Below are 14,368 nucleotides of genomic sequence, written 5' to 3' on the forward strand. Positions count from 1 at the left end.
GTTAATAAAAAAGAAGGATATCCAACATGTTGTCAGATACCCTTCTACATACTTATTGATTCATTTGATCAAGAAAATCACCAAGAAGATCATCAAGGTTTTCCTCTTCAGGTTCTGGTTCCTCCACTTGTTGTGTGGTTTCATCCAAACTCCAATCAAAGTCATCCAAATCTTTCTTAGATATTTCCTTCTGCACCACTTCAGTATCCTGTTCCTGTTCTTCGGGCCCATCCTGCAAATAAATCTCCTCATTAATTACATTACTGTTCAATGAGGCTAGCAAGGCAGTCGCGCGTAAAGGATCGGATAAAAGATGGTACATAATCGTTCCAAGCATAGCTTCTGAGTGGGAATGCTTGAGCCAGTCACGCTGAGATTTGCTAAGCTTGTTCGGCATGGGTAGAGCAATCATTTCCCGTTCCTGATGGGTGGATTGTCCGATTCCATCGAGAACATACTCGGCAATTTTACTGGAAAAATTCCTTCTTTCTGTTTCCTTCAATTTCTGCAGCTGTCTTAACGTATAATCTGATACATCTGAAGGGATACGAAAAGTGATGGCTTGTCCTCTTTTGATTTCAGAAGAAGCTGTTTTTTTCATTCTCTCACCTATTTAACAGCACCTGATCTATGTTCTTTCTTCTTTTGCTGGGATTGATGTTGTTCCTTTGAATTCCGGCGATTAAAATCCGAAATCAATTTATAATAGGCGTTGGCCATCATCCAAACGCTTTCCCGTTCATCTTCAAAAAAGTCTATATTGTAGCCATCAAAATTTTGATTTAGCGTTTTCAGATAATCTTTCAAGACAATCGATCCTCCGCCGACAAAATAGCAGATTTCCGTTTGCGAGTTTTTCTGCCATACGTTACGTAGGTGACGGTATTGCTTTTTCGCAAGTTCTCCTAAAATCCGGTCGATGATATCATGGACGCTTGTCCGGCTTCCGCGAACCATAATATGATTACGGTCGTTTTTCTTCGTGATGATTTCAACGACATCGCGTCTGCTATCCAACTCGACACCGTGTTTTTTTCTGATTTCTTCACGAATAGATTCAAGAGCCTCAGCTACTCCAAGATTGAATCCTTGCGCCTTATCATCGTCAACTTTACGGTTTTTAATGACCGCGATATCTGTCGATAGTCCGCCAATATCTTGAATGAGAATTCTTCTGTCTATTAATTCACGGTTAATGATATTCAAATCATTGTCCATGACTAAATTAATGTATGCGGCGAAGCCCTCTGGATAGACTTTCACTTCATCAAATTTGATATTAACCTTCATACCTTGGTATTTGGGTGTAATTAAAAATTCTACTTGGTGAACGGAACCCAGTAACTTCGAACGGTATCCAACATCTTTCCCTTCCTTAACTTCCCGAAGAGGTAGACCTGTGCCCAGCGTATAATTCGCTTCGACAACGTTATTTACTTTTTTGAACTTATCATTATTCCCTTGCTTGGCAGCATCCAATGCAAGAGCCGCAAAAAGCATTACTAATGTTTGGTCTTCCTCTGATTTACTGCTCCCCAAATCTAGTTCTGCTGGGTTATCACTTTTTGTCGCTAAATTTCCCACACGATAAATGGCATTATTGTCTTGCAGGGCAGGTGAATGGACTCTAATATGTATCCCTTCTAATGGGTTTTTTTCATCGAGTTCTTCGATTCCTATGACCGGCCGATCTTCAATGTCTTTTGCAATGACATTTGGTATATATAATTCAGACTCTAGCTTTCCAAAAATAGCTTTAATTGCATCATTTCCTACGTCTACTGCTGCGATTCTAGAACTCATCTAAAAACATCCCCTTTTATAAAAAAATTTAGGTGGAGCACTCTATTAAGCATAGAAAAGGTTTCTATAATAGTCAATCCATCATAAGTTGTAGCTTTATTTGTCGAATTGTATTCATTTTTGTGTACATTAGGAACAAATATGTACACACGTTATATATAAACATGTGTACTCATTTGTAAACCTGTTTACTTTTTCGTGTACAAACCATCTACTTTTGTTTACTTGCATACATAATTGTAAACAAATAAAATAACTAACTTTTATAAATCTTCTTCTTATAAAAGCAAGCGTATATATAAAAGGAAATTTTGGGAGCGGTAATAAATGGAGATATTAAAAATGACCGAAAAAAATACAGAACTCCCCCAATATCCGGAGCCATATTGGCGCAGTACTTTATCTTTCCTTCGTTTTCTAAGCTAGAAATGGATATAACAGCTGATGTCTTAATTGTTGCTGAAGGAATTTCTGGTATCACCTCAGCCTATCTATTAGCCAAGCAAGGTGTGAAAGCCACACTCATTGAGGCAGGCGAAATACTTAATAGAACAACTGGCCAGACAATCGCAAAAATCACGGCCCATCATGGCTTGATTTACGACCAGTTGATTACTGACCACGGTGAGGAAAAGGCTAGACTATGAAGCCAACACTGAAGGAATGGGGCTTATCAAAGGATTGATAGAAGAACATTCTATTGAATGTACAAGATGTTTAGTTTACGCAAATACTAATGTTTGGTCTCCCTCTGATTTACTGCTCCCCAAATCTAGTTCTGTTGGGTTATCACTTTTTGTCGCTAAATTCCCACACGATAAATGGCATTATTGTCTTTTAGTGCTGTGAATGGACTCTAATATGTATCCCTTCCAATGTTTTTTGCAATGACATTTGGTATATATAGTTCACAGACTCTAGCTTTCCAAAAATAGCTTTAATTGCATCATTTCCTACGTCTGCTGCTGCGATTCTAGAACTCATCTAAAAACATCTTCTTTTTCATAAAAAATTTAGGTGGAGCACTCTATTAAGCATAGAAAAGGTGTTTCTATACTAGTCAATCCTTCATAAATTGTAGCCTTATTTGTCGAATTGTATACATTTTCGTATACATCAGGAACAAATATGTACACACCATATATATAGCCATGTGTACTCATTTGTAAACATGTTTACTTATTTGTGTACAAACCATCTACTTTTGTTTACGTGTATACAATATTGTAAACAAGCACAAAAACTAACTTTTAATAGTCTTCTTCTTATAAAAATAAGCGTAAAAAAAGAGAATTTGGGCATGGTAATAAATGGACAAACCACTAATGAAACGTATGGAGGTATTCAAATGACTGAAAAAAATACAGAACTTCCTCAATATCCGGAGCCATACTGGCGCAGTACTTTATCCTTTCCTTCGTTTTCTAAGCTAGAAACAGATATAACAACTGATGTCTTAATTGTTGGTGGAGGAATTACGGGTATCACTTCAGCTTATCTATTAGCCAAGCAAGGTGTGAAAGTCACACTCATTGAGGCAAGCGAGATACTTAATGGAACAACTGGCCATACAACCGCAAAAATCACGGCCCAGCACGGCTTGATTTACAACCAGTTGATTACTGATCACGGTGAGGAGAAGGCCAGACTTTACTATCAGGCCAACACTGAAGGAATGGAGCTTATCAAAGGATTGATAGAAGAACATTCTATTGAATGCAATTTGAATGTTCAAGATGCTTATGTATACGCAAATACCGATGAATATAAAAGTAAAATCCAAGAGGAACTAAAGGCCTATCAAAAACTTGGCATTCGAGGGGATTATGCAGAAAAGATCCCTTTCTCTATTCCATGTAAAGCTGCTGTGATTATGAAGGATCAAGCCCAGTTTCATCCATTAAAATATTTAACAGCCCTCATCCCCCCTATTCTGGAAGCTGGAGGGAATATCTATGAACGTACAACGGCTATGAAAATTGAAGACGGCAAGCCACCAACCGTTATAACTGAAACGGGGCATACAATCAAAAGCAACCATATAATAGTTGCCTCTCACTTCCCATTTAATGATGAAATGGGATTATACTTTGCTCGTACTCATATAAAAAGATCCTATGTTCTTGGAATTAAGACCGAACAGGAATACCCCGGTGGTATGTATTACAGCGCTGACAACCCTACCCGTTCCCTTCGTTATACAGAGGACAATGGGGAAAAACTTATACTTGTAGGCGGGGAAGGCCATAAAACCGGTCAGGGTATCTCGACAATTGAACATTATGAAGCCTTACAGGACTTTAGTTCCCAATATTTCAATGTAAAAGATATTCCTTATCGCTGGTCAGCACAAGATATTGTGACACCAGATAATCTGCCATTCGTCGGCCCAGTAACATCTAATCATCCAAACGTTCTCATTGCAACCGGCTATGCGAAATGGGGTATGACGAATGGATCAATTGCTGCAAAAATCTTAACTGATCATATTCTGCAAAAGGACAACCGATATGCAGATCTATATAATCCAGCCCGTATAAAAGGAATGAAAAATATAGTCGAAGACAACGCTGATGTAGCGAAGCATTTGATTAAAAGTAAATTGGCAGTTATTCATAAAACGCCAGAAGATTTAGGGATAGATGAAGGTGCCATCGTCAAGGTAAATGGAGATAAAGCCGGGTGTTACCGAGATCATGAAGGCCAGCTTCATATTGTAGATTCCACATGCACTCATATGGGTTGTGAGGTGGCGTGGAATAGCGGCGATCGCACCTGGGACTGTCCATGTCATGCTTCTCGTTACTCTATCACTGGTGAAGTATTAAATGGCCCTGCTGTCGAGCCGCTTAAAAAGATTCAATAGAGCTTTGCGAGATTGTTATCTAAAAGTCGACTAGGTCTGCTGTTTTCCTTATACTGAAGTTACTGCACTATCAAAGGTTGCAAATAACTCTAAAAAGGACTGAATTAAACATGAACGGTCAAAATCGAAAAGATATTACTCCAGGTACCTCTGTGGACATTGTTCTTAAAGCAGATCAACGCAGCGGAAAGCTAACACGTGGAACAGTAAAAGATATTTTAACCAACTCCAGCAGCCACCCGCATGGAATTAAAGTAAGATTGACAGATGGCCAGGTTGGCAGGGTTCAAGTCATTCATAAATAAAACGCACTCGGTTTTAGGCCGAGTGTTTTTTTGTATCTTTTTTTAAGCTAAAACAGATTAAAAAACATTCTGTTAGACATCCCTTTTTTCTTTAAATGTGCCGAAAGAATTAATAGCAGCCGGGATATTTCATATTTCAATCATGTTTCCCCCTAATACTTCGTACAATAGGGTTGAGATTATCTCTTTAAAAAGGTTGGTGTCAAAATGAATCAAGAATTTATTGTTCCTGACCGGGATTATCAACATAGCAGGAATCATACTTTGAAAGTTTCCGGTTCAGAAACGCTCCAGGCTGCTCCTGACCAAGCCGTAATCACCCTTGGAGTTATATCCGAGGATGTGGACCCTCAGGTAGCTCAGCAGGCCAATTCTCAGGCAATAGCGAAAGTCATTGCATCTCTTAGATCCATTGGCATTCCAGAAGAGCAATTAAAAACAAGTGATTACAGAATTGATCCACAATATGATTATATCGAAGGAAAAGAATTGTTTAAAAACTATAAAGTCCAGCACATTATCCAGGCCAAAACGACTGACATTGAAAAAATAGGCAGCATAATCGACACAGCAGTCAGAAGTGGTGCCAATTCCATTACAAGCATTCGCTTTTCCTTATCCAATCCAGAAGCTTACTATAACCAGGCACTTTCGCTTGCTTTAAAAAATGCATACGAAAAGGCCCTTTCCATGGCTCGAACGTTAGGAATCTCATTGAATCCAGTCCCTAATCAGGTTGAGGAACTCTCAGAAACTTCGCCACCCGCCCTTTTCCAAACCAGTTCCTATACAAAAATGGCCTCTACCCCTATTCAGCCTGGAGAATTAAACATCACGGCCTCAGTAAGGGTAGAATATACGTATTAATCATTACTTATTCAATACAAAAACCCCCCTTCAGCAAATTTCAATGCCAAATGGGGGGCTCTTATTAAAAGACTACTGTTTTATTTTCATGAACAAGTACACGGTCCTCCAAATGCCATTTAACAGCACGGGCAAGTACCCTGCGTTCAGCTGAACGACCGACTTTCTTCATATCTTCTGCAGAATCACGGTGATCGACACGTTCAATATCCTGCTCGATAATTGGACCCTCATCCAAATCGTTTGTTACATAATGCGAAGTTGCCCCAATCAGCTTAACACCTCGATTATAAGCTCTTTCATAAGGTCGGGCCCCGATGAACGCAGGTAAAAACGAATGGTGGATATTGATGATTTTATTCGGATGTGCAGCCACAAAATCAGGCGTCAATATCTGCATATATCTTGCTAGTACAATTAGGTCGACATTAAATTCTTCCAGAAGTTTAAGCTGTTGTGCTTCCACTTCCTTACGTATGTCCTTATTAGCAGGAATATAATAAAAAGGAATGTTCATGGATTCGACAATTTGCCTCGTATCTTCATGATTACTGATGACAAGCGCAATATCAGCCAATAGATCCCCGCTTTGCCACTCCCATAGCAATTCCAGAAGGCAATGTGGCTCCTTAGAAACGAAGATTGCCGTCCTCTTTAAATCACTCACATAGTTAAATGTCCATTGCATCGAAAATTTTGTCGAAATTTCCTGAAAGGCTACTTCCATATCCAAAGCCTTTTCCTTTAAGCCCGGGCAATCAAATTCTATCCTGGTAAAAAAGGTGCCGCCCTCTGGGTTCATGGAATACTGGCTCAATTCAACAATATTAGCTCCATGTTCTTTAAGGAATGCCGTAACCGTCGCAACAATTCCTGGTTGGTCCGGACATTTTATAATTAAACGACCTCTATCTTGATTTTTCACACGAAATTCCTGTAACTGTTCTTGCACAAAGTTGCTCACTATTTTCCCAACTGCCCTTCTGCTATTTTGCTATATTATACTTCAACACATAGGCAAAGTTAAAGTCAGTCTATTCAGAAAAACCCTGCCTGAAGCTAACTTGCCCCTTAACTTTTAGAATAATTGTGTTTTTTTATAAAAAAAGGTAACAAAAGAAGGCTCATTATCCTTCTTTTGTTACCTTTTTTAAAAGCTCTTTTTCGTTGTTGTTATCTACCACAATAATGTAATCTTCTGTTCCCTTAACAGAATAGATTTTCGATCCAACTTCAAAATAATTTGATTGATTTTCTTTTGGCATTTCATCTGGTTTTGTTTTCTTTTCTACTGTACCAATCTCTTCTCCAAGCTCTTTACTCTTGTCTAGTTTATCTTCAGTTCCGTTATATTCTTTATTATTAACTATAACAATTACAGCAGAACTACCTGAGTCTGTGCTTTCTTGATTGCACCCAGTTAAAATAACTAGATAAACAATCAATAAAATAAAAAGTGCTTTTTTCATATTTGCCTCCAAAATAGAATTTTAAAATGTAATATATTTGATATTTTACCTTTTATTACTTTATCATTAAATTGAAATATTCAGAACAAATAGTATTAATTTATAAATATCGAATACTTACAACAAATACTTTCCATTAACTATATATAATTGTATAAGCAGGTCTTAGGTCTATTATGTTTTTGCATTTAGGCAATACATTATTCTTAGAATTTTGTCTCTTTTAATGAATGTATGTTAAGTGTAAATATCATACATTCAAATCTTTGATTTCATTGACCTCACGTTTATTCTCTTTATACTCAAAATAGAAGAAAAATCGTACATTCAAACCGCTGGTTGAAAAGGATTTATAGTTAAAGAAAGGTCGATGAAAGATGACTCAATCAAAAGACGTGCAGCAGTTAGAAGATATGACGGTAATTCAGTTAAAAAGGACTGAATTACCGTTTTTTACGTTTTAGAGAAATACCTAAAAAGAAGCCATTTTTACTGCATGAGTTAGATAACTATCCCAAAGAAATTAACCAATAATTAAAATTAATCCAATTCCTTCAATCCATATTAAAGGTTTACATATGGTGTGATTTCTCCATCTTTGTAATCTTTAATTATCGTTAAATCAAATGAAGTACAAATCAATATTATCCTCATTAATTTGCATATTAAAAAGGAATTAATCATTGAAAAGTCGGCCTATTCAGGGTCGACTTTTTATTGATTTGGTTTATTTTTCCTGTAAAATAAGGTTATTCACGATCTCATTAGGGTATAGACCATTCTATTAGTTTTTTTCAAAGGGGGAAATGAAATAATCATGAAATTATCAGTTAAATTCATTCTAGTATTACTGATTATTCTTGGTCTTCTGTCCGGCTGTGCTGAAAAAGATCAGCTAGAGGATGGTAGTAAGCTGATCAATAAGGACCAGTTTGTATTCGCTGCCTCAGGTGAATTCAAGCCATTTAGTTACGTTAATGATGACATGACCATAACAGGATTTGATATTGAAGTCGGAGAAGCAATCGCGAATGAACTTGGTCTAGAACCGGTCCCAAAGCGGATTAAATTTAAGGGAATCGTCGAGGGTGTCAAAACCGGTCGGGCAGATGCCGCGGTTGCCAGTCATACAATTAATGAACAACGAAGTAAACATGTTGCTTTTTCCACCCCGTATTACTACTCAGGTCCACAAATTTTCGTCCGATCCGATAGTGATATCAAAACAGTCGAAGATTTAAAGGGAAAGGAAGTTGCCGCTTCTAAAGGATCCACATACGCAACCACAGCAGAAAAGTATACAACCAATGTAAAAACCTACGACAGTGATATCACCGCTCTTAAAGCATTAAGCGGAGGTCGTCATGATGCCGTTATTACCGACTTTGTAACCGGTAAAGAAGCGACCAAAGAAGGATTCGACATCAAAGGGCGTCAATTGATAGAACGCAGTGAGCAGGCCATAGTTCTACCGAATGATAACCCCCAGCTGCTGATACGCATTAATGAAGCACTTGAAAACCTCCGAGAAGATGGAACACTTGCAGCAATTAGCAAAAAGTACTTTGGGGAAGATATCACTACTAAACCTGAATAAAGATTGATAGAAAGGGAGTTTTTACATTGCCAAGCTTTTCTCATTTTTTTGATACATTATTTAGCTCATCGGATGTGTTTATCCGAGCCATGCTCCTCACATTGGAGCTTACGGTAGTTTCCATATTAGTAGGAATTATCATCGGGTTACTCTTCGCACTTTTAAAAATTTCTAATATAAAAATTCTTGCTTGGATTTCAGATACATACGTATTCCTGGTACGAGGAACACCGCTTATCGTACAGATATTTATTCTCTATTTTGGTATCAGCAATCTCTTCCTCCTACCAGACTTCTGGGCAGCGTCACTTGCCCTAGCCTTTCATAACGGAGCTTATATCTCTGAAATTTTACGCGGTACAATTCAATCCATTGACAAAGGCCAAATGGAAGCTGGACGTTCCCTTGGAATGAGCAATGCACTCGCATTAAGAAGAATCATCCTACCACAAGCCTTCCGACGCGCATTGCCGCCACTAGGCAACCAATTCATCATCGGACTGAAGGATTCATCACTAGCCGCCTTCATATCCATGAATGAGTTGTTTAACGTAGCCACTACGTTAGGTTCAAATAATTTTGATGAAATGACATATTTATTGATTGTAGCGGTCTACTATTTAATTCTTGTGGCATTCCTGACCATTATCGTCAATACATTTGAAAAGAAACTGTCCATTAGTGATCGATAGGGGGAATTGAAATGGAACAAAAAGAAATGATTCGCATTAGGAATTTAAATAAATCTTATGGAAACCTTCACGTGCTAAAAGATATTGATATGAAGGTATTAGATAGTGACGTTGTCTGTCTGATCGGGCCTAGCGGTTCCGGAAAAAGCACCCTGCTCCGTTGCTTGAACTACTTGGAGAAGAAAGACAGCGGACAAATCCTTATCGAAGGAACTGAAGTAGAGCCGGGTACCCACGATATTAATAAAATTCGTGAGAAAGTTGGAATGGTTTTTCAGCATTTCTATCTCTTCCCGCACATGACCGTACTCGAAAATGTTATTGAAGCACCGACTCACGTCAAAAAAATCCCAAAGGCCCAAGCCATCGAGGAAGCAAAAGCGCTACTGGCTAAAGTTGGGTTATCAGATAAAGCAGATGTCTATCCAAGCAAGCTCTCCGGTGGCCAAAAACAGCGGGTTGCGATCGCTCGAGCTCTCGCCATGAAGCCCGATATCCTACTCTTTGATGAGCCCACCTCTGCTCTCGATCCTGAACTTGTCGGTGAGGTACTAGCTACGATGAAGGAACTTGCCTTAGAAGGGATGACAATGGTAGTCGTTACCCATGAAATGAGCTTTGCCCGTGAAGTTGGGGATTGGATTGTCTTCATGCATAATGGACGGGTTGTAGAAAGTGGCCCACCAAAAGAATTTTTCTCCAATCCAAAAGAAGAGCGAACGAAGGAATTTTTACAAACAACGGTATTTTAACTATAATCCTTTATTAAGCAATGCAGGCTTGATTCCTGTATTGCTTATTTTTTATAAAAGTGATTCGATAAAACCCATCAATAGGTTTCGTTTTTTGTTTATTAAATACTAGTTAGATAGTTTCCTCACATAAATGATTAAAGTTTCAGGGATATTTCCGATCTGATTGTGCAAACTAAATACTAGATGAATTGTTTAAGAACGTATTCTAAAACCCTGATTCCGGCTCGAACATGGAAAAATATCTGTATTTATGGTATATATACAGGTAAAATTAAAAGAAGTATATAAATGAAAGAGGTCGAATTCAGTTGGAAAATAACTCTTCGAATTTTATTAAAAATATTATAAAAGATGATCTAGAGTCCGGAAAACATGATCATATTATCACCCGCTTCCCTCCTGAGCCAAACGGATATTTACATATTGGGCACGCCAAATCAATTATTTTGAATTTTGGAGTGGCTGATGAATTTAATGGTAAAACCAACCTTCGATTTGATGATACCAATCCATTGAAAGAAGATATTGAGTATGTCAATTCTATCAAGGAAGATGTGAAATGGCTCGGTTACGATTGGGATAACCTTTTTTTCGCGTCCGATTATTTTGACGAAATGTACAAAAGAGCTGTACTGCTCATCAATAAAGGACTGGCATACGTCGATGACCTGAATGCCGACCAAATCCGCGAATATCGTGGAACGTTAACAGAGCCGGGAAAAGATAGCCCGTACCGCAACAGAACAGTCGAGGAAAACCTTGAGTTATTTGAAAAGATGCGTAGCGGCGAATTCGAGAACGGTACAAAAGTACTGCGAGCAAAAATCGATATGAGCTCACCTAACATCAATCTGCGCGATCCCGTTATTTACCGAATCTCCCATACAGAACACCATAATACCGGCGACAAATGGTGCATCTACCCAATGTACGCCTTTGCCCACCCTATTGAAGATGCAATTGAAGGAGTCACACACTCCATTTGTACGCTTGAATTTGAAGATCAACGCCCGCTTTATGATTGGATTGTTGAAAACTGCGAAATGGAAAGTAAGCCACAGCAATACGAATTTGGCCGTCTAAACCTGACAAATACCGTAATGAGCAAGCGGAAACTGAAGCAACTTGTCGATGAAGCCTTTGTGGACGGCTGGGACGACCCACGTATGCCTACCGTATCCGGATTACGAAGACGCGGTTATACACCCGAAGCTATTCGTGCATTCTGCCTTGAAATAGGCGTTGCGAAAACTAGCGGTGTCGTAGACTCTCAAATGCTCGATCATTTCGTTCGAGAAGATCTAAAACTGAAGGCGCCACGGACCATGGCTATTCTAAAGCCTCTTAAAGTAGTTATCACCAACTATCCAGAAAATGAAGTTGAATGGCTGGATGCTGAGGTCAACCCAGAAGTTCCGGAGATGGGTACGCGACAAATTCCATTCTCACGTGAAATATATATCGAACAGGACGATTTCATGGAAAATCCCCCGAAAAAGTATTTCCGTCTTTTCCCGGGCAATGAAGTCCGTTTAAAACATGCTTATTTCATTAAATGTGAAGAAGTGATAAAAGACGAAGCTGGAAACGTCATTGAACTTCGCTGCACTTACGATATTGAAACAAAAAGCGGCTCTGGTTTCACTGGTCGTAAGGTGAAAGGAACACTGCACTGGGTCGAGGCTACACAAGCTGTTTCAGCAGAATTCCGTAACTACCAACCTTTAATTTTGGATAAGGAAAGTGAAGAAGAAGAAGAAAAATCATTCTTGGAGCGGGTAAACCCTGAATCCATAGAAATTTTACAAGGGTTTGTTGAGCCCAACATGAAAAATGTTAAGCCTCAGGATAAATTCCAATTCTTTAGACACGGCTATTACAATGTTGATTCAAAACTCACTGCAGCTGATCACTTGGTCTTCAACCAAATTGTTGGATTGAAGAGTTCATTCAAGTTATAAAATCACTAAAAAGAACCAGATCCCTTATTGGAATCTGGTTCTTTTTCACTCTATACACCCTTGAGTCATTTTCTTTCATATAGTTTGATTCCTTGCTTGGAAAGTGCCTGCTTAAGAGTACTGTGAGTCGAAACGTGACTAAAATCCAATCCTAGCTGAATGGACATCTGTGCTACTTCAGGACGAATTCCGGAAATTGTAGATTGAATGCCTAATAAATTAAGGGTACTTATCAATTGATAGATTTGATGAGCAACCATCGTATCTAAAAGGGTCACACCCGATAAGTCGATAAATAAGTGAGAAACATTTTTACTAATACATTTGCCTGGAGTAGTATTCAAAATCCCCTTTGCCCGAAAGGTATCAATTTCCCCGATTAATGGCAATACCGCAATAGCATCAACAATAGGAATAACTGGAGCACCTAATTCATTAATCAGTTCCTGTTGCGCTAGTAAACGTTCTTTTGTCAAAAGATAATACTGCTCAGTGAACTCATGGTTCAATTGATCAAATGCGCTATTAATAAGCCGACTCCATCGGATAATTGTCCCCTTTGAAATCCCCGCATCAACCTGGAGCATATAGCCAGCGATAAAATCCCAGTATGCTCTCCGTACTTTATTAAGCGCTTCTAACACTTCGTATATGGGCGTATCCGACTCAACCCTACTTTTCGCTACCAATGTTGCCCACTGCTCCATAGTTTCTACAAAAACAGTTTTATCCTCTAGTAAGACACTTGTCACTGTCTTGATAGTCAACGTATTCTGCTTCCTAAGAATCTCCTCAACTTCTTCATGGGTATCAACTGAATAGATGGATCCATCTTGTTTCTCTCGTAAAGCCAGCCAGTTTTCCGTAATTGTGGAAGAGTGATCAAGGATGTATCGATATAACAATTCATCTTTTATATCCATTTGTGTTCCCCTATCTCAACTAATTATTTCATTGAAAAAAGCAACAATAAATCTCCATAGCCTTCCCGCTCCATTTCATTTCTAGGAATGAATCGAAGGGCGGCAGAATTGATGCAATAGCGCGTGCCCTTAGGACCAGGACCATCCGGAAAAACGTGACCAAGATGTGAGTCAGCTTCCCTGCTGCGTACCTCCGTCCGGGTCATCCGATGGCTTAGATCCATTTTTTCATTGACGCTTGCCGACATGATCGGCTTTGTAAAGCTTGGCCACCCACATCCGCTATCATACTTATTCCGTGAACTGAAAAGGGGCTCCCCTGAAACGACATCCACATAAATGCCTTCTTCAAAGTGATTCCAATATACATTATCGAAAGGTGGCTCTGTCCCATTTTCTTGGGTGACATGAAACTGACTCTCGGTTAAAGTTTCTCTGAGATGAGCTTTATCATTAGGCCAATTTTCTTTTATAAAAGCATCGCGTCCTGAGCTTTTACGATACAATGCATAACGAAATTGATTTTTCCGATAGAATTCCTGATGGTATTCCTCGGCCTCATAAAATTCCCCTGAGGGTAAAATACCCGTAATAATAGGCTTTTTAAACCGCCCGCTCATCATTAAATTTTCCTTTGATTGCTCCGCTTCCATTTTTTGCTGATCATTTAGAAAGTAAATTATTGCCCTGTATTGCTTACCTCTATCCGAGAACTGTCCACCATCATCTGTCGGATCAATTTGCTGCCAAAATATCTCTAATAGTTCTTTATAGGCAATGATTGATGGATCAAATACCACTTGAACAGCTTCTACATGATCAGTCGTACCTGAAATCACTTGTTTGTAACTGGGATTGACTACATTACCACCTGTATAACCCGATGTTACTTTAATAATCCCATCCATATCATCAAAGGGAGCAACCATGCACCAAAAACAACCTCCTGCAAAGATAGCCGTTTCACTCTTATTCATTGTCATCTCCACTCCCTTTTCATGGCTAGTTATGCTGTTTATGTATTATATACCAGCATGCTAATCCCCTTCAATTCCCATCAAGAAATAGGAGTTTCCCAATCCGCCGAATAATAAAAGGCACTTGGGATATACCCAAGTGCCTTGAATGTT

At 38.8% G+C, this 14,368-nt stretch carries 14 protein-coding genes and 1 pseudogene; 8 read left to right on the plus strand and 7 right to left on the minus strand.

Annotation, left to right across the window (positions count from 1 at the left end):
- Positions 1 to 52: 52 nt before the first annotated feature.
- Positions 53 to 601, minus strand: a complete 549-nt coding sequence (locus tag RE409_RS27245; RefSeq protein ID WP_201187628.1) for a hypothetical protein — start codon at positions 599 to 601, stop codon at positions 53 to 55.
- A gap of 8 nt (positions 602 to 609) precedes the next feature.
- Positions 610 to 1,803 (minus strand): ParM/StbA family protein, encoded by a 1,194-nt coding sequence (locus RE409_RS27250; protein WP_201187630.1) that lies wholly within the window; start codon positions 1,801 to 1,803, stop codon positions 610 to 612.
- Positions 1,804 to 2,231: 428 nt separating this feature from the next.
- On the opposite strand from RE409_RS27250, the gene RE409_RS27255 reads away from it, so the two are divergent.
- Entirely contained in the window at positions 2,232 to 2,450 is a 219-nt protein-coding gene (locus tag RE409_RS27255; RefSeq protein ID WP_201254132.1) for an FAD-dependent oxidoreductase, read from the plus strand.
- Between the two features lie 84 nt (positions 2,451 to 2,534).
- Here RE409_RS27255 and RE409_RS27260 read toward each other — a convergent pair.
- Positions 2,535 to 2,787: pseudogene (locus RE409_RS27260) on the minus strand (hypothetical protein); the annotation flags it as partial.
- A 364-nt stretch (positions 2,788 to 3,151) separates the two neighbouring features.
- Here RE409_RS27260 and RE409_RS27265 point away from each other — a divergent pair.
- The 3 genes from RE409_RS27265 (at position 3,152) to RE409_RS27275 (ending at position 5,841) form a co-directional block, all read left to right on the plus strand.
- Positions 3,152 to 4,669, plus strand: coding sequence for an FAD-dependent oxidoreductase (locus RE409_RS27265; RefSeq protein WP_201222530.1), 1,518 nt, complete (start codon positions 3,152 to 3,154; stop codon positions 4,667 to 4,669).
- 110 nt (positions 4,670 to 4,779) lie between these two features.
- Positions 4,780 to 4,974: a YwbE family protein gene (locus tag RE409_RS27270; RefSeq protein WP_053348380.1), complete on the plus strand. Its 195-nt coding sequence runs from the start codon at positions 4,780 to 4,782 to the stop codon at positions 4,972 to 4,974.
- A 207-nt stretch (positions 4,975 to 5,181) separates the two neighbouring features.
- The gene (locus tag RE409_RS27275; protein WP_201222528.1) at positions 5,182 to 5,841 is read left to right on the plus strand and encodes an SIMPL domain-containing protein; all 660 of its coding nucleotides are present in this window, start codon (positions 5,182 to 5,184) and stop codon (positions 5,839 to 5,841) included.
- A gap of 64 nt (positions 5,842 to 5,905) precedes the next feature.
- Here the strand turns inward: RE409_RS27275 and purU are convergent, their stop codons facing one another.
- Together purU and RE409_RS27285 are read right to left on the minus strand one after the other, a co-directional pair.
- Positions 5,906 to 6,805, minus strand: coding sequence for a formyltetrahydrofolate deformylase (gene purU, locus RE409_RS27280; RefSeq protein WP_056527664.1), 900 nt, complete (start codon positions 6,803 to 6,805; stop codon positions 5,906 to 5,908).
- A gap of 163 nt (positions 6,806 to 6,968) precedes the next feature.
- Entirely contained in the window at positions 6,969 to 7,310 is a 342-nt protein-coding gene (locus tag RE409_RS27285) for a hypothetical protein (RefSeq protein WP_201187641.1), read from the minus strand.
- Positions 7,311 to 8,127: 817 nt separating this feature from the next.
- Between RE409_RS27285 and RE409_RS27290 the strand changes: the two genes are divergently transcribed.
- The 4 genes from RE409_RS27290 (at position 8,128) to RE409_RS27305 (ending at position 12,315) form a co-directional block, all read left to right on the plus strand.
- On the plus strand, positions 8,128 to 8,907 hold the full coding sequence (locus tag RE409_RS27290) for a transporter substrate-binding domain-containing protein (RefSeq protein ID WP_309558340.1): 780 nt from the start codon (positions 8,128 to 8,130) through the stop codon (positions 8,905 to 8,907).
- A gap of 26 nt (positions 8,908 to 8,933) precedes the next feature.
- Positions 8,934 to 9,599 (plus strand): amino acid ABC transporter permease, encoded by a 666-nt coding sequence (locus RE409_RS27295; RefSeq protein ID WP_053348376.1) that lies wholly within the window; start codon positions 8,934 to 8,936, stop codon positions 9,597 to 9,599.
- Positions 9,600 to 9,610: 11 nt separating this feature from the next.
- Positions 9,611 to 10,351 (plus strand): amino acid ABC transporter ATP-binding protein, encoded by a 741-nt coding sequence (locus tag RE409_RS27300; RefSeq protein WP_056522118.1) that lies wholly within the window; start codon positions 9,611 to 9,613, stop codon positions 10,349 to 10,351.
- A 311-nt stretch (positions 10,352 to 10,662) separates the two neighbouring features.
- Positions 10,663 to 12,315 carry a glutamine--tRNA ligase/YqeY domain fusion protein gene (locus tag RE409_RS27305; protein ID WP_057216200.1) on the plus strand — a complete coding sequence of 551 codons (1,653 nt, stop codon included), beginning with the start codon at positions 10,663 to 10,665 and terminating at the stop codon, positions 12,313 to 12,315.
- A gap of 65 nt (positions 12,316 to 12,380) precedes the next feature.
- Here the strand turns inward: RE409_RS27305 and RE409_RS27310 are convergent, their stop codons facing one another.
- Together RE409_RS27310 and msrB are read right to left on the minus strand one after the other, a co-directional pair.
- Positions 12,381 to 13,238: an STAS domain-containing protein gene (locus RE409_RS27310; RefSeq protein WP_201187650.1), complete on the minus strand. Its 858-nt coding sequence runs from the start codon at positions 13,236 to 13,238 to the stop codon at positions 12,381 to 12,383.
- Positions 13,239 to 13,261: 23 nt separating this feature from the next.
- On the minus strand, positions 13,262 to 14,221 hold the full coding sequence (gene msrB / locus RE409_RS27315; protein WP_201187653.1) for a peptide-methionine (R)-S-oxide reductase MsrB: 960 nt from the start codon (positions 14,219 to 14,221) through the stop codon (positions 13,262 to 13,264).
- Between the last annotated feature and the right edge of the window lie 147 nt (positions 14,222 to 14,368).

Origin of the sequence: Peribacillus sp. R9-11, from assembly GCF_031345095.1 — a bacterium.
GTDB classification, from domain to species: domain Bacteria; phylum Bacillota; class Bacilli; order Bacillales; family DSM-1321; genus Peribacillus; species Peribacillus butanolivorans.

What these genes read in the sequence shown, in the direction of transcription:
- RE409_RS27245 (WP_201187628.1), bottom strand. Translation starts at nt 601, where the DNA reads ATGAAAAAAACAGCTTCTTCTGAAATCAAAAGAGGACAAGCCATCACT.
- RE409_RS27250 (WP_201187630.1), bottom strand. Translation starts at nt 1,803, where the DNA reads ATGAGTTCTAGAATCGCAGCAGTAGACGTAGGAAATGATGCAATTAAA.
- RE409_RS27255 (WP_201254132.1), top strand. Translation starts at nt 2,232, where the DNA reads ATGGATATAACAGCTGATGTCTTAATTGTTGCTGAAGGAATTTCTGGT.
- RE409_RS27265 (WP_201222530.1), top strand. Translation starts at nt 3,152, where the DNA reads ATGACTGAAAAAAATACAGAACTTCCTCAATATCCGGAGCCATACTGG.
- RE409_RS27270 (WP_053348380.1), top strand. Translation starts at nt 4,780, where the DNA reads ATGAACGGTCAAAATCGAAAAGATATTACTCCAGGTACCTCTGTGGAC.
- RE409_RS27275 (WP_201222528.1), top strand. Translation starts at nt 5,182, where the DNA reads ATGAATCAAGAATTTATTGTTCCTGACCGGGATTATCAACATAGCAGG.
- RE409_RS27285 (WP_201187641.1), bottom strand. Translation starts at nt 7,310, where the DNA reads ATGAAAAAAGCACTTTTTATTTTATTGATTGTTTATCTAGTTATTTTA.
- RE409_RS27290 (WP_309558340.1), top strand. Translation starts at nt 8,128, where the DNA reads ATGAAATTATCAGTTAAATTCATTCTAGTATTACTGATTATTCTTGGT.
- RE409_RS27300 (WP_056522118.1), top strand. Translation starts at nt 9,611, where the DNA reads ATGGAACAAAAAGAAATGATTCGCATTAGGAATTTAAATAAATCTTAT.
- RE409_RS27310 (WP_201187650.1), bottom strand. Translation starts at nt 13,238, where the DNA reads ATGGATATAAAAGATGAATTGTTATATCGATACATCCTTGATCACTCT.
- msrB (WP_201187653.1), bottom strand. Translation starts at nt 14,221, where the DNA reads ATGACAATGAATAAGAGTGAAACGGCTATCTTTGCAGGAGGTTGTTTT.